The sequence below is a fragment of the Bradyrhizobium sp. CIAT3101 genome (assembly GCF_029714945.1).
Taxonomy (GTDB): Bacteria; Pseudomonadota; Alphaproteobacteria; order Rhizobiales; family Xanthobacteraceae; genus Bradyrhizobium.
Window position 1 is genome coordinate 1,521,910 of record NZ_CP121634.1, and the last position, 22,929, is coordinate 1,544,838.

Annotated in this window: 22 protein-coding genes; 7 read left to right on the forward strand and 15 right to left on the reverse strand. The window is 62.2% G+C overall.

All coding sequences use genetic code 11. The features are described 5' to 3' along the window. Positions 1–60 precede the first annotated feature (60 nt). The 7 genes from QA645_RS06945 to QA645_RS06975 form a co-directional block, all read right to left on the reverse strand. Entirely contained in the window at positions 61–450 is a 390-nt protein-coding gene (locus QA645_RS06945; RefSeq protein WP_283049129.1) for a response regulator, read from the reverse strand. Between the two features lie 143 nt (positions 451–593). Beyond that, positions 594–1,226: a response regulator gene (locus tag QA645_RS06950; RefSeq protein ID WP_283049131.1), complete on the reverse strand. Its 633-nt coding sequence runs from the start codon at positions 1,224–1,226 to the stop codon at positions 594–596. A gap of 39 nt (positions 1,227–1,265) precedes the next feature. Continuing rightward, positions 1,266–2,339 (reverse strand): ATP-binding protein, encoded by a 1,074-nt coding sequence (locus tag QA645_RS06955; RefSeq protein WP_283049133.1) that lies wholly within the window; start codon positions 2,337–2,339, stop codon positions 1,266–1,268. 572 nt (positions 2,340–2,911) lie between these two features. After that, positions 2,912–3,517: a DsbA family protein gene (locus tag QA645_RS06960; protein WP_283049135.1), complete on the reverse strand. Its 606-nt coding sequence runs from the start codon at positions 3,515–3,517 to the stop codon at positions 2,912–2,914. A 14-nt stretch (positions 3,518–3,531) separates the two neighbouring features. After that, entirely contained in the window at positions 3,532–4,218 is a 687-nt protein-coding gene (locus tag QA645_RS06965; protein ID WP_283049136.1) for a glutathione S-transferase N-terminal domain-containing protein, read from the reverse strand. Between the two features lie 31 nt (positions 4,219–4,249). Continuing rightward, positions 4,250–5,953, reverse strand: a complete 1,704-nt coding sequence (locus QA645_RS06970; RefSeq protein WP_283049138.1) for an AMP-binding protein — start codon at positions 5,951–5,953, stop codon at positions 4,250–4,252. Positions 5,954–6,020: 67 nt separating this feature from the next. Further along, positions 6,021–6,674, reverse strand: coding sequence for a TetR/AcrR family transcriptional regulator (locus tag QA645_RS06975; protein ID WP_283049140.1), 654 nt, complete (start codon positions 6,672–6,674; stop codon positions 6,021–6,023). 97 nt (positions 6,675–6,771) lie between these two features. Between QA645_RS06975 and QA645_RS06980 the strand changes: the two genes are divergently transcribed. The 7 genes from QA645_RS06980 to QA645_RS07010 all read left to right on the forward strand — a co-directional run bounded on the left by QA645_RS06980 (position 6,772) and on the right by QA645_RS07010 (position 13,114). Further along, entirely contained in the window at positions 6,772–7,587 is an 816-nt protein-coding gene (locus QA645_RS06980) for an amidohydrolase family protein (protein WP_283049141.1), read from the forward strand. Positions 7,588–7,622: 35 nt separating this feature from the next. Further along, positions 7,623–8,420 carry an enoyl-CoA hydratase/isomerase family protein gene (locus QA645_RS06985; protein ID WP_283049143.1) on the forward strand — a complete coding sequence of 266 codons (798 nt, stop codon included), beginning with the start codon at positions 7,623–7,625 and terminating at the stop codon, positions 8,418–8,420. An 89-nt stretch (positions 8,421–8,509) separates the two neighbouring features. Beyond that, positions 8,510–9,223: a Crp/Fnr family transcriptional regulator gene (locus tag QA645_RS06990; RefSeq protein ID WP_283049145.1), complete on the forward strand. Its 714-nt coding sequence runs from the start codon at positions 8,510–8,512 to the stop codon at positions 9,221–9,223. Further along, positions 9,220–10,389 (forward strand): aminotransferase class I/II-fold pyridoxal phosphate-dependent enzyme, encoded by a 1,170-nt coding sequence (locus QA645_RS06995; protein ID WP_283049146.1) that lies wholly within the window; start codon positions 9,220–9,222, stop codon positions 10,387–10,389. Before QA645_RS06990 ends, QA645_RS06995 begins: the two co-directional genes overlap by 4 nt. A gap of 47 nt (positions 10,390–10,436) precedes the next feature. Next, positions 10,437–11,258 (forward strand): acetoacetate decarboxylase family protein, encoded by an 822-nt coding sequence (locus tag QA645_RS07000; protein WP_283049147.1) that lies wholly within the window; start codon positions 10,437–10,439, stop codon positions 11,256–11,258. Beyond that, entirely contained in the window at positions 11,255–11,959 is a 705-nt protein-coding gene (locus QA645_RS07005; protein WP_283049149.1) for a hypothetical protein, read from the forward strand. The genes QA645_RS07000 and QA645_RS07005 overlap by 4 nt, the downstream gene beginning before the upstream one ends. A gap of 930 nt (positions 11,960–12,889) precedes the next feature. Next, a complete protein-coding gene (locus tag QA645_RS07010; RefSeq protein WP_283049151.1) occupies positions 12,890–13,114 on the forward strand; it encodes a hypothetical protein in 225 nt (74 codons plus the stop codon). A gap of 424 nt (positions 13,115–13,538) precedes the next feature. Here the strand turns inward: QA645_RS07010 and QA645_RS07015 are convergent, their stop codons facing one another. The 8 genes from QA645_RS07015 to QA645_RS07050 form a co-directional block, all read right to left on the reverse strand. Beyond that, on the reverse strand, positions 13,539–13,901 hold the full coding sequence (locus QA645_RS07015; protein ID WP_283049154.1) for a hypothetical protein: 363 nt from the start codon (positions 13,899–13,901) through the stop codon (positions 13,539–13,541). A 117-nt stretch (positions 13,902–14,018) separates the two neighbouring features. After that, positions 14,019–14,807, reverse strand: coding sequence for a 3-hydroxybutyrate dehydrogenase (locus tag QA645_RS07020; RefSeq protein WP_283049156.1), 789 nt, complete (start codon positions 14,805–14,807; stop codon positions 14,019–14,021). Positions 14,808–14,891: 84 nt separating this feature from the next. Continuing rightward, the gene (locus tag QA645_RS07025; RefSeq protein ID WP_283049157.1) at positions 14,892–15,683 is read right to left on the reverse strand and encodes an acetoacetate decarboxylase; all 792 of its coding nucleotides are present in this window, start codon (positions 15,681–15,683) and stop codon (positions 14,892–14,894) included. 34 nt (positions 15,684–15,717) lie between these two features. Then, complete coding sequence (locus QA645_RS07030; protein ID WP_283049159.1) at positions 15,718–16,869, reverse strand: DUF3734 domain-containing protein; 1,152 nt, start codon at positions 16,867–16,869, stop codon at positions 15,718–15,720. Positions 16,870–17,078: 209 nt separating this feature from the next. Beyond that, positions 17,079–17,588: a hypothetical protein gene (locus tag QA645_RS07035; protein ID WP_283049161.1), complete on the reverse strand. Its 510-nt coding sequence runs from the start codon at positions 17,586–17,588 to the stop codon at positions 17,079–17,081. Positions 17,589–17,602: 14 nt separating this feature from the next. Then, entirely contained in the window at positions 17,603–20,749 is a 3,147-nt protein-coding gene (locus QA645_RS07040; protein WP_283049162.1) for an efflux RND transporter permease subunit, read from the reverse strand. After that, a complete protein-coding gene (locus tag QA645_RS07045; protein ID WP_283049163.1) occupies positions 20,746–21,822 on the reverse strand; it encodes an efflux RND transporter periplasmic adaptor subunit in 1,077 nt (358 codons plus the stop codon). The genes QA645_RS07040 and QA645_RS07045 overlap by 4 nt, the downstream gene beginning before the upstream one ends. After that, entirely contained in the window at positions 21,819–22,895 is a 1,077-nt protein-coding gene (locus QA645_RS07050; protein ID WP_283049164.1) for an efflux RND transporter periplasmic adaptor subunit, read from the reverse strand. The genes QA645_RS07045 and QA645_RS07050 overlap by 4 nt, the downstream gene beginning before the upstream one ends. Between the last annotated feature and the right edge of the window lie 34 nt (positions 22,896–22,929).

The following is a 22,929-nucleotide window of genomic DNA, read 5'->3' on the forward strand; positions in this document are numbered from 1 at the left end:
GTGCCTTCCGTCTCCCCGTCTGCGGATAAGACAGTTGGAAGACGCCTGTATGAAACTGCGTTATCGTTTGGTTGAGAGGACGTTGTAGCCCGTCGCGAGGCCTATCGCGTCGAGCAGTTCGCTCTCGCTGAATGGCTTTGCAAGATATGCGCTGACGCCCGCACCCAGCGCTCTCGCACGTGTTTGCTCATCCGGATAGGCGGTCACAAGAATGGTTGGGATGGGTGTCCCTCGCGCCACCAGGCGGCCGTACAATTCCAAGCCGCTTATGCCCGGCATCTTGACGTCTGAGATCACGCAGGTGGTCAGGCTGAGACGGTAAGAGTTGAGAAATTCATCCGCGCTGGCAAATGCCTTTGCCAGAAGATCATGCGAACGCACCAGGGCAATCAGCCCATCGCGTACGGCCTCATCGTCATCAATGATGGCAATCGACGGCTTGATCGGCATGTCTTCCCCGAGGGCCTATGAGCTGAGACCAAGCAGGACGCAGTTGATACATTCGGGGAAATCGCCGATTTCCTCCCAAAAGGCGATTATACCCGGGTATACGGATCCGTCGGACACCGGGCCAATTCGGCGCTGGACCGAGATCAGTGGAGCGCGCCGTTTCCGAGATGGCGAGAGAGGATATCCGCCTTTCGTACAAGATCGATGAGCGACATCGCCTTCATCTTCCGCATCATCTGGGCGCGTTGGACCTTGACCGTGATTTCACTCAGGCCGAGATGAGCCGCGATCTGCTTGCTCATTTGACCTGCCACCACAAGCCAGAGGATTTGCTTTTCGCGCTCCGTGAGCGACTCGAAGCGGCGCGTCAATGAATCGGCTGCGGCAAGGCTTGCTCGGCGTAGGCGGTCCCTTGCTAGGCCCGCGTGCACCGCATCCAGCAACGCGTCGTCCGGAAACGGCTTGATAATGAAGTTGATCGCACCCGCCTGCATGGCCCGCACCGACATCGGCACGTCGCCATGAGCGGTTATGATGACTGCCGGCATCTGAACGCCGAGCTCGCCCATCTGGTCGTGGAAGTCGAGGCCGTTCACGCCGGGAAGGCGAACGTCGAGCACAAGGCACGCGGGTGCGTCGGGCAGCTTGCAGGCCAGGAATTCCGGGACCGATCCGAACGACAGCACGCGCAACCCCACCGAGCGGAACAGGCTGTCGAGCGCCTCCCGCACGGCCAGTTCGTCGTCGATAACGAAAACAGTTGCCTCGCTTTCCATCGCTCTGCCCAGAGTCTCGGGACCGGGCTCATGCCCGGCTCAGGCGAAAGAATGTAACGGCTCACCTGAAACTGGTAGGAAGAACCGTACGATTGCGCCTTGCGGTTTCGCGCCTTCGGCCCAGATACGGCCCGCGTGGGACTCGATGATGGACCTGGCGATTGCCAGGCCCATTCCCAAGCCTTCGTCCTTGGTCGTGTAGAAGGCATCAAACAGCCGGTCAAGGTTGCCCCCCAGGCCGGCGCCGCTATCCTCCACCGTGACGACCACTCCTCCCGGGTCCCTCGATGTCGTCAGGTGCAGCTTCCTGGAAGCCGCATCGACCTTCGCGAGTGATTCCACAGCGTTGACAAGCAGGTTGAGCAAGACCTGTTGCAACTGGATCTCGTCGCACCGAACGGTAGGCAGGCCCACATCGAGCTGCGTGCTCAGAGAGATCCCATGGTGACGGACCTGATTCTGGATCAGGCTTATCGTCGCCGTCACTGTATCGTTGAGGCTGAACCAGCTCGGTGCGGGGGGAGATCTCCTGGCGAGGAGACGTATCCGACCAACGATTTGGCTCGCTCGGTTTGCATCCCGGACGATGCGCCTGATGGCCGTAGCAGCCTCTTCGCTGTTCGGCGGAGAGGATCCAAGCCACCGCAAGGCAGCATTGCCGTTGGTGATCACCGCGGTGAGCGGTTGGTTCACCTCGTGGGCTATCGAAGCCGTTAGTTCGCCCAACGTCGTGACCCTGGTCACGTGAGCGAGCTGGGCGCGTGTTTCGTAGACCGCGACACGCGCCGTCTCGATTCGGAGGACGAGGTAAGTGGTCGCGGCGATCGCAGCGATGCTGATGAGGCAATTGATTGCACCGGAAAAGGCTGCTCCGGATCGCGTGAGCAGAAAACTCGCTATGGTAAGAACGATGCATGTTCCGCCGATGAGGAGAACGCCGCGCCCCTGTGCGAAGCTGACGGATAGCAGGATGACGATCACGTAGAGAGCGGCGACAGCGATTTCCAGGTCGGTCAACGTGTCGAATATGAAGATCGAAACCGTCATAAGAACCGCCAGCCCCGGCAGGAGCAGATCACGCATAGTGAACCAGTATCGCTGAGCAAGCTGCATGGAAGCCTCGATTGAGCAACGCGTCGGAGCCTACCATCGCTGTTACGCATGCTGAATACGGCTGGTTGGCGGACCTCGGTTGGATCCTGGGGGCGATCCAAGTCGCGGAGAAGACGAGGCTCGGGGCAATCGCTTGTCGCCGAGCCACTTTCGCTCAGCGAGTGCTTGTCTCGAGATTGCTTACTCGCTCGCATATTCGGAGTTTTCCGCCCGGACGGACGTATCGCGCTGGAAAACAACGAGAAGCTGGCGCACCCGACAAGATTCGAACGTGTGACCTTTGACTTCGGAGGCCAGGGCTCCGCGAAAGTGGTGCGCCCTCTAAATTTTAGAGCGCTGCGCGTCCGATAGAAATCGCGACATCCCTAGTGTTGACTACATTTAGTCCCTTGTCAGGCGCAAAAAACGGTCCAATGAAACGTCCAACATGAAAATGGGTGAATCGATATAAGACATTGTATTTGCTTAACTAATTGCATTCGAGATTTCGAAACAGAGCGCTTCACCCGCTCCACGATTTTCTACGATATTTTGCGATTGTGCGCGTTCTATTGCGTTTTTGAACGCCGAATTCACGTCTTTTCGAGCCACTCGCGCAGCAGCCAAAGCCTGTCGGTGCCCCAGAACAGTTCGCCGGTCTCGTCGACGACGAACGTCGGCACTCCGAAGACCCCGCGTTCTTCCGCCTCTGCGACGACTTGCGTGTACTCCCGAAGACCTTCCCCGGAACGCACTAGGTCTTCGTAAGCGGCTCCGTCCGCCCCGGCCTTGACGAGGACGTCCCGGACGGCTGTCAAGTCTTCGATCTCCAGATCCCTGCACCAGAAGCGTTCGTACACTTCGTCGTGGTATCTTCGAAACACGTCGTTTCCTGCCCGCTGGGCGTGCAGCATGCCAATGTGGACGTTGTTGCCGTTGTAGATTTTCTGCGGGCCGCGGACGATCAGGCCCCGCCGGTTCGCGAGCCTGCGGGCATCCATGTAGGAGTAGCGCACCTTCCGCCAGTCGCGTTCCGTGCGTTCCTCGACGGTGCCGCCGTAGGCGCTTTCGATGTCGACGGCGAACGGCCGCCAAGCGATGGTCACGCCGAGCTCCTTCTCGAGCGCATAGGCCTCGTCCTTGGCAAGGTAGGAGAACGGGCTCCGGTAGTCGGCGTATAGCGTGAGTGATTTCGTCATCGGGGGTACTTGCTTCAACCGAACTGGGGCTTGCCGAAAAGGTTCGTCTTCGCGTCGTCGCTCTTGGTGACGTCCACCCATTTGTCGATCATCAGCTTGATACCGCGCTCGACGGCCGGTCGCGAGCGGATGGTCGAATACCAGCGCGAAATTTGGGGTAGATCGTCCAGGCTCTGGTTCGCCATCTTGTGGATGCGAACCCAGGCGAAGCAAGCGATGTCGGCGATGGAGTATTCGTCGACGAGAAAATCGCGCCCCTCCAGTCGCTTCTCCATGACCTTGAGCAGACGTCTTCCTTCCTTCGTGTAGCGCTCGATTCCGTACGGAACCTTTTCGGTCGCGTATCGGTAGAAATGCTGCGCCTGGCCGAGCATCGGGCCGAGGCCGCCCATTTGCCACATCAGCCACTGCAAGACTTCGGATCGCGCTCGCGGGTCGGACGGCATGAACCGGCCGGTCTTTTCCGCGAGGTAGATCAGAATGGCGCCGGTCTCGAAGACCGTGAAGGGCCTGCCGTCCGGTCCTTCCTCGTCGACGATGGTCGGCACCTTGTTGTTGGGGTTCAGGGCGAGATAGGCCGGCTCGAATTGCGCGCCTTGCGTGATGTCGATCGGGTGGACGCTGTAGGGGAGTCCGATCTCCTCGAGCATGATCTGGACCTTGTGGCCGTTCGGGGTTGGCCATGTGTAGAGCTTGATCATGAGCAGTCTCCGTGTGTGCGGTTCTGAATGGCTACGCCGTGCGGATCTCGGCCAGGCTCAGTTCCTGAACCATTGCCTCGCGCATGACGAACTTCTGGGCTTTGCCGCTGACCGTCATCGGGAAACTGTCCACGAAGCGGATGTAGCGAGGGATCTTGTAGTGCGCGATCGCGTCGCGGCAGAAAGCACGGATCGCATCCTCGTCCGACGCCTGGCCGTCCTTGAGCCGGATCCAGGCACAGAGTTCCTCGCCGAACTTCGGGTCCGGAACTCCGAACACCTGCACGTCCTGGACGTGCGGGTGCCGATACAGGAATTCTTCGATTTCCCGCGGGAAGATGTTCTCGCCGCCGCGGATGACCATGTCCTTGATGCGGCCGGTGATGTTGCAGTATCCCTCGTTGTCGATGGTCCCGATGTCGCCCGTGTGCATCCATCCTTCCGGATCGAGCACCTCGGCGGTCTTCGAGGGATCTTCCCAGTAGCCCTTCATCACGGAATAGCCCCGGGTGCACAGCTCTCCCGGCACGCCCCGAGGCACGACATGGCCGTTCACGTCGACGATCTTGACCTCCAGATGGGGGTGGATCGTGCCGACCGTGGAAACACGCCGCTCGATCGGGTCCGCGCGGTCGCTCTGGAAACTGATCGGGCTGGTCTCCGTCATGCCGTAGGCGATCGTGATCTCGCTCATGCCCATTTCGTCGATCACGCGCCGCATGACTTCGACGGGGCACGGCGCCCCCGCCATTGCGCCGGTCCGCAAGGAAGACAGGTCGTATCGCGTGAAATCCTGATGCTGCAGGACGGCGATGAACATGGTCGGCACGCCATGCAGCGCGGTGCAGCGCTCCGCCTGGACGGTCTCCAGCACAGTCAATGGATCGAAGGATTCGCCGGAGATCACCATGGTGGCGCCCTGCGTGACGCACATCAGGCTCGACATGACCATGCCGAAGCAATGGTAGAACGGGACGGGGATGCAGAGCTTGTCGGCGGGTGTAAATCCCAGCGCCAAACCGAAGAGGTGGGCGTTGTTGAGGATGTTTCGATGGGTCAGCGTGGCTCCTTTAGGAGAGCCCGTCGTTCCGCTGGTGAACTGGATGTTGATCGCGTCGTCGGGGTCCAGGTCGACCGAGGGCGCCGGAGCGCCGGCCCCGATCTTGCTCACCTCGTCGAACGCGATCAGGCCGGGCTCCGGGAATCCGCCGATCCGGATGACCGTGTGCAGGTCCGGAAGCTTCTCGAGTTTGAGCCGCCCCGGCGTCCCCGTCGCGATCTCCGGCGCGAGCTTCCGCAACATCCCGACGTAGTCGCTCGACTTGAAGGAGGTCGCGGTGATCAGCGCGGAGCAGCCGACCTTCCGCAATGCGTATTCCACCTCATGGGTCCGGTAGGCCGGGTTGATGGTGACGAGGATGAGGCCGAGCTTCGCGGTTGCGAACTGCGTGATGACCCATTCCGCGTTGTTGGGCGACCAGATTCCGATGCGGTCGCCTTTTCTCAAACCGAGCGACGCCAGACCGCGTGCGAAATCGTCGACGGCGACACCGAGCTCTCGGTAGTTCCATCGGCGCCCCTGGGCGCGAGAAACCAGCGCCGGACGGTCGGGATGACGCCGAACGATCTCGTCGAACCGGTCGCCGATCGTCGTTTCGAGCAGGGGCGGCGTGGTCGCGCCCCGCACAAGACTGGACGCATCGCTTCCACGGGCTGCAACGTCGGCAGTCGACATCGGCTTCCTCCTAAATGGTTTCGACGATCGACGGCTTCGTGGATGGCTGTCTTTCTTCGTCGCTCGGCTATGCGTTCGATCTGCGAGCCGCTCTTTCGGACTGACCGTTTTCGAAGGTGGCCAAGGCCTGGTCGACCAGCTTGTCGACGTCGAGCGACAAAATGCGAAGGCGACCCGTTCTCAGCATGAGGAGGAGACCGAACATCCAGGAGGCGCCGGCGGCCCCTCTCTCGAGCTTGTTCGAGGCGGTTGCGAGTCCGTCGGCTTCGAGAGCGTCCGCTGCGGCCGCGTACACGCGCTTGAGCAGCACGTTCAGTTCGCGATTGAGGTCCTTGCCGACGCCGGCGGGCTTCGCGCCGCCGTAGAGGTAGAAACCGAGATCGTATTCGGCCGGCCTCGCGCGAAAGTATTCGAACCAAGCGCGGAGCGCTGCCGCGCCTTTGCGGCCCACCGGGGCCGCCCGCGCCGCTCCTCCCACCGCTTCCGCCATGTCCTGCAGGGATTCCCGCAGAATGTCGGCATAGACGGCTTCCTTGCTTTCGTACTGCGAATAGATCGCGCCGGTTGTGCATCCGGCCACTCGAGCGATTTCCCTCACCGAGGTCGCGTTCAGGCCGACCTCGACGAAGACTTGCTTCGCCGCCTCGCGGATCAGCGTCCGCTTGAAGGCACTGACGGCGACCCGGCGCTTTTCACTGTTGTCGTCCGACGAGCTCGGCATGGTCGCACCTGCGTTCTGCAAATGTAATGTTGAAATCCTAATATAACAGTGTTATGGATTGCAAGAGGGCGGCGATAATTTTGTCGGGAGAGGGAACATGACGACGATCGACGCATGGATGCAGCACCCGAACGCCGGATGGATCGGCGACCCCATGTTCGCGTCCCTTCGCCGCTGGAAGCCGGGCCCGTGGTCCGAGACCAGCCGGCCGGTCGAAGAGACCCTGGCCGAAATGGACAGGGCGGGCGTTTTCGTCGGTATGCTGTGCGGATGGCACGGCCCCCAAGGCGCGATGATCAGCAACGAGGAGGTCGCCCAGCATTGCCGGGCGCATCCGGATCGCTTCGTGGGCATCGCGTCGGTCGATCTTTACCGGCCGATGGATGGCGTGCGGGAACTCCGTCGGCGTGTCCGGCAGGACGGATTCAAGGGACTCCGCGTCCTGCCCTGGCTATGGGGGTTGCCGCCCGACGACCGACGCTACTACCCGCTGTTTGCCGAATGTTGTGAGCTCGATATTCCCTTCTGCACGCAGGTCGGGCACGCCGGGCCCTTAAGGGAGTCCGAACCGGGACGTCCCATTCCGTATCTCGACCGCGTCGCCATCGAGTTTCCGGAGCTTCGCATCCTGGGCGGTCATATCGGCGTGCCGTGGTTCGGCGAAATGCTGTCGCTGATGATGAAGTATCCGAACGTCTTCATCGACACCTCGGCCTACAAGGTCAGCCGCTATCCCAAGGAAGTGGTCGAATACATGCGGGGTAATCCGAAGCATCGCGTCCTGTTCGGGTCCAACCATCCGTTCTGGCCCGCCGGCGACTGCATCGAAGGGCTTCAGGATCTGCAGCTCGGCGACCCGGCCCAAGCGGCGTTTCTCTCGGGCAACGCGAAGCGCGTCTTCAAGCTCGGCTGAACCCAACTCCTTTGTCATCGCGATAGGGATCAATTATGGCCTGGACCATCGAACGCAGACACGACCACGTCGTCGTCGTGACCATGAACACGAACAAGGTGAATGCCCAAAATCCGGCGTTCTTCGACGATCTTCACGCGGCGTTCGACCGCCTCGAGCGCGAGTTCGAGGACTGCGCGGTGGTCCTCACCGGGACCGGACGGGTATTTTCAGCGGGCCTCGATCTCGACCACCATTTCGCGATGTTCGCCCGCCGGGATCTGAAGGAAATCGACAAATGGTTCGCCGCATACCGCGCGACGAACCTGCGGCTCTTCACGTATCCGCGGCCGACCGTGGCCGCGATCAACGGCCATGCCTATGCCGGTGGTTTCATCACCGCGATCGATTGCGACTATCGCGTCGCCGCCCAGGCCGATCTGCAGTTCGCGCTGAACGAGGTGCCGATCGGCATCCCCATGCCGGCAGTCTACTGCGAAATCATCAAGCATGCGATCGGCTCGCAAGCCGCATCGGAGTTCACGCTATTCGGCCAGGTGTACGATCTGGCCGCAGCGACGCGGATGGGCGTTGTGCAGAAGGTCGTCCGGCCGGACCAACTGCTCGATGCGGCGGTGGCTTGGGCGGCCAATGTCCCTCCCGATTGCTATCCCGCCTATGCATTTGCCAAGCGCGCGCTGCAGGCGACGACGATGGCGGCGATCGATGCGGCGGCAAGGCTCGATCTCGATCTTCTGTCGCGGGGCATGTCGGATCCAAAAAGCCTGCAAGCGAATGCGCGCCGCTATCGCGAGCTGAAGGGCCGGGACATCACCTGGCCGATGCCAGTCTGAACCGACTGTTAGAGATTTGCGCTCCGGACGGCTCGACGTCGAGCACCGGTTGCCAATTCCGAGAGATCCCAATGGGTGCCAAACAGGAATTGCGAAAGCTGGCGTTCTGGGCGGACGTCCTCTCGGAGGAGGAGGCCGAGCGGGCGATTGTCGGCATCAGCGAGCGCCGCTACCGCGCCGGCACCTACATCTGCCATCGGGACGACCGCCTCGATTACTGGACCGGAATCGTGACGGGTCTCGTCAAGATGAGTGCGATCTCCGAGACGGGGAAGCCCATGACGTTCGCCGGCCTTGGCGCCGGCGGATGGTTCGGCGAAGGCAGCCTACTGAAGAACGAGGGACGCAAGTACGACCTGGTCGTGTTGCGCGATACTCATCTGGCGATGTTGAACCGGAACACGTTCATCTGGCTGTTCGAGAATTGCCCTCGGTTCACGCAGTTTCTGGCGCAGCAGCTCAACGAACGGATGGGTCAATTCATCGCCGCCATGGAATCGGATCGCCTCCACGATCTCGCGGTACGCGTGGCACGGCATCTGGCGTGGCTGTTCAACCCGATCCTCTATCCGAACACCCGCTCGCTCATCGAGATCACGCAGGAGGAACTCGCGCTTCTGGCCGGCCTCTCTCGCCAGGCGGCGAACAAAGCCCTCGCGAGCATCGAGGCCGCGGGCCTCGTCACGACGCGGCACGGAAAGATCTTCGTTCCCAGCCCCGAGAGGCTGGGGCGATATGCCCCGCGCGATGCCGGGGACTGCGGGACGCGGATGCTGTTGACCGGGACGGGAAGGACCGCATGAATCGACTTTCGAAGCGCAGCGCCGTCGAGCCGTATCGGGCGATGGACATCATGGCGGGCGCGTTCGCGCTCGAGCGGGAAGGGCGGCGGATCGTGCACATGGCGGTCGGCGAGCCCGGCGCACCGGTTCCCGGGCCGGTGCGCGAAGCGGCCGCCGCGGCGCTCTCGAACGGTCGCATCCGCTACACCGAGGCGCTGGGCATTCCGGCTCTGCGCCGACGCATCGCGGCCTACTACGGAGACGCGCACGGACTGGACGTCTCGCCGGACCGCATCGTCGTGACGACGGGATCGTCGGCGGCGTTCAACCTCGCCTTCCTGTCGCTTTTCGACGTCGGCGACCGGGTAGGCGTTTCGACGCCCGGCTATCCTCCGTACCGGAACATCCTCCAGACGCTGGGTCTCGAGATCGTCGATCTCCCGACCGAGGCGGAGACCCGATGGATAGTGACGCCCGAGATGATCGCCGGGGCCCATTCGCGCAAGCCGCTGCAGGGATTGATCCTGGCGAGTCCGAATAATCCGAACGGCACGGTGATCGCTCCGGACGACCTACGCGCCATCGTTGACACGTGCCGCGAACTCGGCATCCGCCTGATCATGGACGAGATCTATCATGGGCTGGTCTACGGTTTTCCGGCCAAGAGCGCGCTTGCCTTTTCGGACGGCGTGATCGTCGTCAACAGCTTCTCCAAATACTACTGCATGACCGGCTGGCGGATCGGCTGGATGGTGGTGCCGGCGGAGATGACGCGGTCTCTGGAATGCCTGCACCAGAACCTCGCGATCAGCGTGAATGCGCTCTCCCAACAGGCCGCGATCGCAGCGTTCGACGCCACCGATGAGCTCGAGGCCGTCAAGGCGGGCTATGCGGCGAACCGTGAACTCTTGCTCCGGGAGCTGCCCAAGGCGGGACTTGGAGATCTCCATCCGGTCGACGGCGCCTTCTACGTCTATGCCAATGTGCACCGGTTCACGAATGACAGCGTCGATTTCGCGCGGCGCCTCCTCGTTGAAGCCGGCGTCGCCGTCGCTCCCGGCATCGATTTCGATCCGGCTCGCGGCGCCAACTACGTCCGGCTTTCCTTTGCCGGGACGCATTCGGACATGGCCGAGGGAGCGGACCGAATAGCTGACTTTCTGAGCCGCACGGGTGCGATGGGATGAACGGCCATCGAAAACGCTGCAGCCCGCACATCACGAAGGAGTAACGAATGCAGATCCGATCCTCATTTACGCCGCCGTTCGCTCCGAGGGGCCGCGCCGCCGTAGCGCCTTTTCCCCCGTGGCACTACGCGGCTGATTTCCTGACCGTCGCGTTCGAGGCGCCCGAAGCCCGGGTCGCTGAAATTCTCCCGCCCGGTCTGGCACCCGATGCGCGCGACGGAGCCGTGTTGTGCACGGCGTCGTTCGCGGCGTGGCAGGCATCCACGGACGAAGGCGAAGAGTTTCTCGATCCCAGCCGATCGCAGTACAACGAATGTCTCGTCTTCGTAGGAGCTCGGCTAGGTGATCAAGCGGTCTTTCACTGTCCGTACATCTACGTCGATTCGGATCTCTCGATGGTGCGTGGATGGCTCCTCGGATATCCGAAGAAATTCGGCGTCGTGCACACGACGCGAGCGTTTCCGCTTACGTCGCCCGCTGCGCCCAGTCTGGGGCCGTCGGGACGGTTCGGGGGGACTCTCGCTCTGCACGGGCGCAGATTGGCGGAGGGAACCGTCGCGATAGAGACAGAGGCCGAGCCCGAGGCGCCGGTCTTCGGAAGCAAGCCGATCATCGCACGCCGGCACTTCGCTTCTCTGTACGAAGGCGAGCATGACCGGCCGGCGGTCGACGAACTGACCCGGCTTCACGGAGAGAACTTCCAGATCTCGCAGGTTTGGGCAGGCGCGGCGACGCTCGCTTTCGGAGCATCTCCCACGGAAGATCTCGACCTCCTCGCTCCGATGCGAGTGCTGCGCGGATACCGATATTCGGTCGCCATGACCAACAAGTTCAACACCAAGGTACGCGACCTGAGGCAGGCATCATGACTGACGAACTCATTGAGCGTCTCAAAGATTTGAGTACCCCACACTTGGCAGATGCTTGTCTGAGGACGAGCGTCGCAGTGCGATGCGCACCGGCGGCACTGCGGCCGATCGCGCCTGACATGCGATGTGTCGGCCGGGTGCGGCCGGCGCGCCACTGCGGCAGCGTGGACGTATTCCTGGAGGCTCTGGAAGTGGCGGAGCCCGGCGACGTCCTTGTGGTCGACAATGGTGGTCGCATCGACGAAGCGTGCGTTGGCGACCTGGTCACGCTCGAAGTGTCTAACGCCGGTCTAGCGGGCATCGCCATCTGGGGACTGCACCGTGACACGCCGGAGCTTCGCGAGATTGGATTGCCTTTTTTCTCGCTCGGTTCATTGCCGACGGGGCCTCAACGGCTCGACAAGCGTGCTCCCGACGCTCTTCTCTCAGCGCGCGTAGGCGAATGGGTGGTCGGTCCTGACGACGTAGTCGTGTGTGATGCAGACGGGGCGATTTTTCTGCCGCGCGAGCGGCTTGTGGACGTGGTCCAAGCCGCGGAAGCAATCAGGTCAACGGAGCACCGGCAGGCCCGCGAAATGCGCGCAGGACGTAGCTTCAGGCATCAAGCTGCTTTTGCGCAGTATCTCGCGCATCGTATGGAGGATCCAACTTTCGGCTTCCGAGAGCACCTGAGATTGATCGGCGGAGCAATCGAGGAATAATTCTGATGAATCAAACTTTTAGGGTAGTGACGCCGCGAAAAACTTCTAGACCGACATGGTGCGAACGCTCATGCCGACTTCCGCACGCGGCATCCAATACCACCCCTACGAAAGCCATCGAACGCTATGGAGCCGTTTAACGCGGTGAGCGAGACGAACATCGAAACAAGCTATCGATACTCAGTCCCGAATCTTTGTCGTATCGCTTACTCGCTCGAATGAGGCCGAACTGAAGTTTCAGTCCAAGAGCGCACATCACACTGCGAAACAAAGCAAAATTGGCGCACCCGACACGATTCGAACGTGTGACCTTTGCCTTCGGAGGGCAACGGTTAGTTCAACTCAAATCAGGACAGATTTAGTCCCGCGCAAACGAGCCGAGTCACTGGTTCGCGGCTTCAGAACTTGATTCGATTCCGGTTGTAATCGGCCGTTCGATTCCAGCTCACCGCACGGGATTTCGGTTTGGTGTTCGCGCCATCGTTCTTGCGGCCCGCCTGCTCAATTCGTTCGTTCGGCAATAACGAAATTCGTTCCGAAGGTTTGGATTTGCGATACCGACAAAAATACCGACAAAACGGATGGCTGCCGCGGACTTTTGCGTGCATTTTCAATGCGCCAAGAAGAACTTTCCTGAAAGCAGGAATCGAACTAGTCCATTAAGTAATTGATATTATTGATGTTTTATTCTTGGTGCCCCTGGCCGATAATCAACTAGTCGCATAACAAATTGAATTTGCGATACTTTTAGTCGTCGGTTGCCTCAGATACCGACAGGAATACCGACAAGATGATGGACGGGAGGCGTTCGCAAAAAATAAAATTGCGAGCGCTCTGCAGCACGCACAGTGTTGCGGTTCTTGTCTTCATAACCGCCGGCCGGAGTCGAACCCGGCTCAGACTCGAAATCTTTAGGGAGGTGGGCGAGCGATGGCGGGATACGTCGACACGCTGCTTCGCCCCAACGATCCGTCCGCACAGGCACAAGGGCAATCCTATCCGCGGCCAGAAATGGTGCGTCTGCTGACCACCGACTTCCGTGCCGGAGGCGATGTGAACGCGAACGACAAAACCTACATCGCCAAAGTCGTGGCCGCGCGCACCGGCCTCAGCCAGGCCGATGCCGAGAAGCGCGTGAACGACGTCGTGACCTAAGCCAAGGCCGACCTCGATGCCGCTCGCAAGGCCGCGATGCAAACGGCCATCTGGCTAACGCCGTCGCTGTTCATTGGTGCATTTTCCGCGACCCTCGCCGCCATGGAAGGCGGCGGACTTCGGGACGGGACATGGGGAGGGAAGCGCTGCGCAACCACTCAATCATCTTCGGCAAGAAACTGAGGAGATAGAACCATGCCCATTCTGCTTTGGCTCGTCGGAATTCCGATTCCGCTGATCATCCTGATCATGCTTTTGCGCTGACATCATGGCCGCCGCGCGCTCTTAAGCGTGCGGCGGCAAACATGACGTTGTCGTGCCAACCATGGTCATGGCGGCTCGACCCGGACTGGCGCTGGTATCGTGATCCGTGGCGCTCCCGCCACTGCGACGGGTCTCGCCGGTTGCCCCGAGCCGCTGCTCCTTAGCCGGTCCGTTGCGCGGTCCAATATCCGGAGCAGCGCCCGCCGGCCGCATGACCGCTCCAGCTCCCGCGACCGGCGTCTCCCGTCAGCTTCCCCGAGCCCGACGCGTATTTGTCATGGACGGTTACCGACGCATGAACCGCGCCCGATCGTCCGACGTGCCCCGTAAACTTCACCAGATTGGGATGCGTCACGATCCCGTCGTTGATGTTCACCGAAAAGTTGTAGGTTGAATCGCAGCTTCCGCGCTGCGTAACGAAGAGAAGGTCCCAGGAACCGTCGTAAGAGGTTCGGGCCTCGGCGGCCGTCGCCAACGTAAGGCAGGCACAGCCGATGACGGTCGCTATCAGTCGTTTGTTCACTGTTTTCTCCTGTTGAAGTGATGGGCGTGGCCGTATCGTCTTGGTCTATCCCGGTTGTTCGTCGATCATCTTCTCAGATCGCCCGTCTCAAGAAGCCACGTCGCGTTTCCGCGGGCTCTATGCGGCAGTCCAACCGCCGTCGATGGAAAGGTTGGCACCAGTGATCTGAGCAGCGTCCTGGCTGCACAGAAACAGCGCCAACGAAGCCACCTGCTCGACCGTGACGAATTCCTTCGTAGGCTGAGCCGCGAGCAGGACTTCGCTGATCACCTGATCTCTTCTCATGTTGCGTGCGTTCATCGTGTTCGGGATTTGCTTCTCCACCAGCGGCGTCCAGACGTAGCCAGGGCTGATGCAATTACAGGTGATCTTGGAACGGGCGAGCTCCAGCGCCACCGTCTTGGTGAGTCCCACGATGCCGTGCTTCGCAGCGACGTAGGCCGACTTGAAGGGGGAAGCGGCCACGGAATGCGCCGAGGCCGTGGTGATGATCCGACCCCAGCCGCGCCTCTTCATGCCAGGCACTGCTGCACGGATCGCGTGGAAGGCGGACGACAGGTTGATCCCGATGATCGCATCCCACTTGTCGGCCGGAAACTCCTCGATAGGGGCGACATGCTGGACGCCGGCATTGTTCACGAGGATATCCACGCTGCCGAATGCGTTCTCCGCAAGAGCGACGAGCTCGGGGATTTCGTCCGGCTTGGCCATGTCCGCGGGCGAATAGACTGCCTTCACTCCGAATTCGCTCTCGATCGCAGCTCGCTCCTTCTCGACCTCGTCCGGCGCTCCGATTCCGTTGAGCACGACGTCGGCCCCGGCGCCGGCGAAAGCACGCGCATACGCGAGACCGATGCCGCTGGTGGAGCCGGTCACGACTGCGACCTTGCCTTTCAGGATACTCATTTGGCCTTTCCTTGTTGATCTATGAGGGTCTTCCGGCCGATGCCGCGGTCTTCCTGGACTCGCGCCGCCGATCGCAGTCGCCTATCAGGTGACCAGGGCTCTCTCGTAGCTTCGGAGAGGACGGCGGATCGGCTGCTGCAGATAGTCGTGCACGACCTTGCCCAACCCCAAGGTAAGGTCTGCGCGGATGTGAACTGCGGAAGCGATCTCGAGGACGGGCAGATCCGCCACGGGAGCGAGCGCGTGAGGCGTCAAGGAGAGAGCCGCGGGCCCGGTCCACGCCCCTTTCAAGGCAACTTGCTCGAGGCGATATTCGACCAGCTCGCAAATGCGCGGACTGCCGTCGACGTGCGGGATGATCTTGAGGAGGAAGTTGGGTTCATCGAGAGCGGCCTTGACTTGCGCCAGGTCGGCTTCGCGGTGCTTATATCCCATCGTACCGGTTGCGACCCGCAGCGGCCCGTAATCGAGGGTGCCGATGAGTGTATCGACCTCGGTCCGCAACGTCGGCTGGCCGAGCTTCTTGGGAAATCCCCAGAGCTCCCGGCCGCCCACGATCGGTCCCTCATCGTTGAGGAACATGGAGTGGGTGTAGCCGCCTCTACGGCCCCGGAACGTCACCGGGATGACCTGGCCGCTCTCGGTGTAGTCGCCGAAGCCGTTGGAGTCCGGCATGCGGATGAATTCGTATTTGACCAGCGCTTCGCATTCATCGAATTCAAGCGGAGCCGGCACGACCGATCGCAGCTTCGCAGGGTCGGTGCGATAGCTGATGATCAGATATTCACGGTTGACGAAGCGATATGGTCCCGGCGGGTAGGCCGGATTGGTGAGCGGCATCGCGAATGCCTGTCTCACGACTTCATTCTCGTTCATTCAATTCTCCTGTCGGTGGGAAAGGCAGGGGGGCCTATTCGCGCCCATCATGCTCGAGATCGAACGTAGCGACGCCGTCCGCACTGGTCGGACGGGCCAGCACTTCGGGATGGCGAAGGGTGCGCAATGCATCGTGATAGCCGGCGCGCCAATGGTCCTGCATCGAGAGGCGAGAAAATTCATAATCCTTGGAGTGGCCTTCGTAGTCCCGCGCGCGATAGATCAAGTGGACGAGGTTGTGCACGTTGTGAGAGGCAGCCGTCCTGAGTCGCCTGACGTCCTCGTGCTCGAGCATTTCGTCAGGCAGGCGGGCCAAAAGATCCGCCAGATCCCGCTGCAACCGATGCAGGCTCTTGAACTGGTCCGTGCTCGCCCGCGTGCGGCTGGAGTATTGGATCTCTTTCTGACGCGTGACGACGTCCGCCATATTGCGCGGAATTTGGCCGCGCGCGCTCCAGAGGTCGACCTGAAAAACGAGCGTGTCCTGACGCGCGCCACACTCGATCACCCACTGCAACGGGGTGTTCGATACGAGGCCACCATCCCAATAGTGTTCGCCGTCGATCTCCACCGCCGGGAAGCCCGGCGGCAGCGCTCCACTGGCCAGAATGTGCTCTGGCCGAATTGTATGAGTGGCAGTGTCGAAATAGACCAGATTGCCGGTCCTCACGTTGACGGCACCTGCGCTGAATCTCGTCATGCCCGCGTTGATGCGATCGAAATCGACGAGGCGCTCCAGTGTGGCCTTCAACGCGCTGGTGTCGTAGATGCTCGTGGCGGCAAGCGTTCCACCCGCCTGTAGCCACGGCGCGAACGGCCGCGCGGAAAAGAATCCGGTTGCGCCAAACACCGCCGCGAAGCTCGCGTTCACCTGGTTGAGGAAATTGCGGGTGTGATCGCTGTTCATCAAATCGGTGAACGGCGCATCCAGCGTCACCTGCGTCCAAAATTCGCGAAGCCGGTCGACCCTCGAATCCGGCGGATTGCCGGCGATGATCGCAGCGTTGATCGCCCCGATCGAAATGCCGGCGATCCAATCCGGATGGATGCCGGCTTCCGCCAGGGCCTCGTAGACGCCTCCCTGGTAAGCCCCCAAAGCGCCGCCACCCTGCAGGAGCAGAGCGATGCAATCGAACGGCAGACGCCGGTCGACGGCAGCGAGGTTTGTTCGAGGCTGGAAGTTCATGATGCTTTGCCCTTGATTTCCGTTTGCTCAAGCCAGCGCCGTCCGGTCCGCATTTAATAAACTATAACGTATAGTGTATTAAATGATCAAGATGGTGACGTTCACATGCGCGTGCTCAAGTGATTTCCCCCGTTCGCCCGTCGGGGTCGTCGATTGCGCCCAATCAGCTCGGTTGCTGACGCATCGTAAAGGACGCACGAGCGTGATCGTCAGTCGCAGACCAGAACTCGCCGGTGCCGCGTGTAGGTGTAGTAGCAATCGCCATCGGAAGAGTAGCCGCGCCCATAGGCATAACCCGCAGCGGCTCCGGCGTAAGCGCTCGCCGCATACGCCGCGCGATATCCGTACCGCGATTCACCGTAACGGCCGTAGCCGCCAAAGCGGCTGTAGGTGAGCGATGTGGCGCGAGTGGCGTTTGCCGCGGCCGGTCCGCCCCGGCCGGCCCCTGCGAGAGCGCCGTGCGGTGCGGATCCGGCGCCGAAACGAGGCGCCGGGCTACCGGCGCCGGCACGGAGCGCACCACCAGGTGCTACCGGGGGACGAGCCGCGAAGACCGGAGGACCTCCGGCAGCCAGCGGAGGCGGCCCGCCGGCTGCAATCGGCGGAGGCCCGGCCATCGGGGGCGGCGGGGGAAACTGCGCGAAGGCTGCTTGTGTTGACAACGCCAAGGTCGCGAGGGTCGCAGCGACTGACAGCATCGGCGGGATTTTGCGGGACATGGTCTTTTCTCCTCTCAGAAATGAGGTTCGGGTACGGGCGCGGAAATCCGCTCGGGCCCTGAGGCGTCGAACTCCGGCACGACAGGTGCGACGGCGGGCTCGTGCGTCGATGTTGAATCGCCGTGATCGGGATGGATGCGGAACCAGGCTACATACAGCGCCGGCAGGAACAGTAGCGTCAGCAGCGTGCCGACGATGATGCCGCCCATCATCGCGTAGGCCATCGGGCCCCAGAAGATCTCGCGCGCGATCGGGATCAGCGCGAGACTCGCGGCGGCCGCGGTCAACAGGATCGGCCGCATGCGATGCTCGGTCGCTTCAACCACCGCGTCCCAGGCCGGCCGACCCTCCTTCCTAAGGTCCTCGATCTGGACGATCAGGATCACAGAGTTGCGCACCAGGATGCCGATCAAGGCGAGCACGCCGAGGATGGCGACGAAGCCGAGCGGCGCTCCGCTTGGCAGCAGCGCCATCACCACGCCGATGATGGCGAGCGGCGCGACCGCGAAGACGAGAAACAAGCGATGGAAGCTCTGCAACTGGATCATCAGGATCGTTGCCATGACAAAGAGCATGATCGGCACGACGGCCACGATCGGCGCCTGGCTCTTGGCGCTCTCCTCGACCGAGCCGCCGATCGTCACCGAATAGCCCGCCGGCAGCGATTTGCCGAACTCAGCCACCTTCCGCGCGAGCTGGTCCACTATCGTCTTCGGCTGGACGTTGCCGATGACGCTGGCTTTCAGCGTGATCGTCGGAATCCGCGCGCGCCGCCAGATCGTAGGCTGCTCGAGTTCGTAGCGCAGATTGGCCACGGCCCCGAGCGGCACGGATTGACCGCCGAGCCCCGTCAATTGCAGATCGCGCAGCGTGTCGATGGACGCACGTTCCGGCGCGGTCGCACGTCCCGTGACATTGACGAGGTAGATGCTGTCGCGCACCTGGGTGATCGGCGAGCCATCGAGAACGGAGTTCAAGGTCGTGGCGATGTCCTCCGAGGTCACGCCGAGCTGGCGCGCCTTGTCCTGGAGGACGTCGACCTTGACGACGCGGGCCGGCTCCATCCAGTCGAATACGACATTGCCGAGATCGGGGTTGCCCCGCACGATGCCGGCCAGTTTCTGCGAGAGGTCCCGCACCTTGGCGATGTCGGGTCCGCTCAAGCGATACTGCACGGGACGCCCCACCGGAGGACCGACCTCGAGCAGCTTGACGTAGGTGTCGGTCCCGGGAAACGTCTTCCTAAGGTAGTCCTCGAACTGCGCCTTGACCTTGTCGCGCGACTTGATGCCCCCCTTGGTCACGACCACCATCTGGCCGAACCAGGCGTTGGCGGTCTGCAGGTCGAAGGACAGGACGAAGCGCGGCGACCCCGTGCCGACATAGCTGGACCAGTGATCGACCGAGCCGTTGCCCTGGAGCTGTTCTCGCTCGAAGCGCGCCATTTGCGCATTGGAGTCCGCGATCGACGCGTTCTGCGGCAGGTTCCAGTCGATCACCAGCTCGGCGCGGTCCGACGACGGGAAGAACTGCTGCTGCACGAAATTCATGCCGAACAAGGCGAGCAGAAACGCTGCAACGGTGACGCTGATCGTCGTCCAACGGTGTTTCATGCAGAGGAGCAGCAGGCGCGCGAATAATCGCGCGACGCGTCCCTTCTGCTCATGATGGCCCTTGATTTCGGCGGGCAGAATGGCGACGCCCAGCAATGGCGTGAACAGCACCGCCACGATCCAAGAGACGATCAGGGAGACGGCGATCACCACGAACAGCGTGAAGGTGAACTCGCCGGCGTTGCTGCTGTTGAGCCCGATCGGAATGAAGCCGGCGACGGTCACCAGCGTGCCCGTCAGCATCGGGAACGCGGTCGACGTATAGACGTGCGTTGCCGCCTTCTCCAGGGGATCGCCCATCTCGAGCCGCGCCACCATCATCTCGACGGCAATCATGGCGTCGTCGACCAGCAGTCCGAGCGCGATGATCAGGGCGCCGAGCGAAATCCGTTGAAGCGAAATGCCGGCATAGGCCATCACGACGAAGGTGATGGCGAGAACCAGCGGGATCGCGACCGCGACGACGAGACCGGCGCGTGTACCCAAGCTGAGAAAGCTGATGCCCAGGACGATGATCACGGCCTCGAACAGCGCCTCGGTGAAGCCCGACACGGCATGCTCGACGATGATGGGCTGATCGGCGACGAGGTGAACGCCGACACCGATCGGCAAGTCGGTGATAATCCGGGTCATTTCCTCCTTTAGCGCCTCGCCGAAGTGCAGCAGATTTGCGCCGGACTTCATGCCGATTGCGAGCGCGATGGCGGGCTGTCCATTGTACCGGAACAGCGTCTGCGGCGGGTCGACATAGCCGCGCGTAATTGTCGCGACGTCGGTCAGAGGAAAGAAGCGATCGTTGATACGCAGGTTGACCGCCTTCAGGCTTGCCTCCGACAAAAACTGGCCGTTCACCCGTACGCTGATCCGCTCGGGTCCCTCCTGAAACACGCCGGACGGCGCGACCGCGTTCTGTCCCTGCAACGAAGTCATGATCGAGTGGACGTCGAGGCCGAGGGCCGCGATCTTGCGGGTAGAGAATTCGAGATAGATCACCTCGTCCTGCGCACCCAAGATGTCGACCTTGCCGACATCGGGGACGGTGAGGACTTTGGCCCGGATGTCCTCGACTTCATCGCGCAGTTGACGCTGGCTCAGACCGTCGCTGGTGAAGGCATAGATATTGCCGAACACGTCGCCGAACCGGTCGTTGAAGCCCGGTCCTATCACTCCTTGTGGGAAGTCGCCTTTGATATCCGCGATCATGTTGCGGACACGGATCCAGGTCGGCTTGACGTCGGCAGCCTTGGTGCTGTCGCGCAGATAGACGAACACCGTGGTCTGGCCAGCGACCGTCACGCTCTTGGTGTAGTCGAGCGATTCCAGCTCCTCGAGCTTCTTCTCGATCCGGTCAGTGACCTGGCGCGTCATCTCTTCGGGCGAGGCGCCCGGCCACTGGGCCTGGATCACCATGGTCTTGATGGTGAAGTCCGGATCTTCCTGCCGGCCAAGCTGAAGATAAGCAAAAAGGCCCGCCGCCATGAAGGCGATCATGAAATACCAGACGAGCGAGCGATGGCCGAGCGCCCAGTCGGAGAGGTTGAACTTCATGGCTTGTCATCCTGTTCGATGCGGACCTGCTGTCCTGGCTTGAGGCTGTGGATACCGGCGGTAACGACACGCGCGCCAGGAGCAAGGCCGCCGCCGATACGCGCGCCGGCCTGGTCGGTGACGACATCGATCCTTTGCAACGACACAGCGCTGGTGGTCCGATCGACCGTCCAGACGAAGTTCGCGCCGTCTTTGGCGAGGACTGCGGTGGCCGGCAGGCGCAGGATTGCGCCCTGTGGCTTGTCGAGCTTTGCCGTGACTGTCGCACCAAGGCGGAAATTGTCGGGCGGATTGCTCAGCGCAATCCGGACCCGGCGCAAGCGCGTCGCCGGATCCGCCTGGGGGGCGATCTCGCGAATGCTGCCTTCCACTTGCACTGCCGGCAGAAGCTGCAAGCTGACCGTGAACGGCAGGCCGACTTGCAGCGGCACCGGAAAATCTTCGCCGATATCGACAACAGCCTCGCGGACATCGGGCCTTGCGATGGTCACCACGCTTTGGCCCGGAGACACCACCTGTCCGACTTCGGCCCCGACCGCGGTTACCACGCCGGCGAAGTCGGCCTTGATTTGCGAATAGCCGAGCTGCTCGATCGCCTTTGTCAGATTCGCCTGCTCGTGCGCCACCGTGGCTTCCGCGCCGGCGCGGGCCTGCTCGGCATTATCCAGCGTCTGTTTCGTGGTGGCGTCGGTCGTGATGAGCGTTCGCTGCCGTTCCTCGGTCGCTCTGACCGTCGCGAGTTGCGCCTCTGCCTTGGCGAGCTGCCCTTTGGCCGAGCGTACGGCGAGTTCAAGGGCCGTCGAGTCGATGATGCCGACCGTCTGTCCCTCTTTTACGAGATCGCCGACATAGAAAGGACGCGTCGTCAGGCGCCCCAGCAAGCGGAACCCGAGATCGGTCTTGTAGCGCGGCTCGATCACGCCGACCGCAACCACATCGTCGGCGCGGCCAGCTTCGAGGAGCACCGATTGGACAGGCCGCACGGGCTCCGGAGCCTTTGCTTCCTGCTGACATCCGACCAGCGCGAGCGCGCATGCGAGCGGGCCCGCCGCAATAATTCCGCGGCTGATCATGAGCGGTCTCCTTCGTAAGTCACGGGTTGGCCGACGCTCAAGAGCTTGCCGCCGTCGACCACGACACGCTCGCCCGGCTGGAGACCTGCCTTGATCAACACCTCCCCGGACTCATACCCACCGACCGTCACTGGCTTCAGCGAGGCGACGCTCGTCGCCGGATCGACGGTCCAGACCGCGGGCTTAGTGCCGGCCGCCATCAGCGCGCTCCACGGCAGTGCGATCTGCCGCTCGGCCTTCACTTTGACCGTTCCGGCGACGACGCTTCCGAGCGTCATCATGCCGGGCGGATCCTGGACCGCAACTTTGACCCGAATGGTCGAACTCTTGGCGTCGACGGCCGGCGAGACCTCCCGGACGTGACCGCTCGCGGTCACGCCTGAATCCGCGACGAGCGCCAGCGAGACTTCGCTGCTGTCGGCATTCCTCAGAAAAATCGACTCATAGACGTCGAAGACCGCGTCCCGCTCCCCATCTTGCGCCAGCGAAAGGACCGGTTGCGCGGCCTGCACGACCTGGCCGGTCTCCAAGTTGCGCCCGGTGACGACGCCGTCTGCTTCGGCTCGCAGGGCCGTGTAACCGAGGGCGTCTTTCGACGTCCCGAGCAACGCTCGTGCCGCTTCAAGTGCGCCTTCCGCAGTCCGCAATCCTTCCTGCGCCTGATCGTAGGCCGTCCGCGTGGTGAAGCCACTCGCGATCAGCGCCGTCTGCCGGTCGAAAGTCGCCTTCGCCACGCGCAACTGGGCCTCCGCGGCCAGGACAGCGGCGGTCGCTGCGTCGACATCGGCCTCCTGCTCGGCGGAGTCGAGAAGCGCCAGCACTTCGCCGGACCTGACGTGAGACCCGACGTCGACGTAGCGCGCGATCACGCGTCCACTGACGCGAAATGAGAGATCGGCGCGGAAACGAGGCTGGACCTCGCCGGTCAAAGTGATCGAGGCCTGCCGCTCCTTCGGCTGCACGATCTCCGTGCGTACGAACGCGGCTCGCGCCGCCGGAGCGGCCGCACGATTGTCGCAGCCGCCAAGCGCGGCTGCCCCAATCGCGAGCGCCAGGCCGCAGAGAGGATTCATCAGGCGCCTTGCTTGGACGAGGTCCGGACAGAGA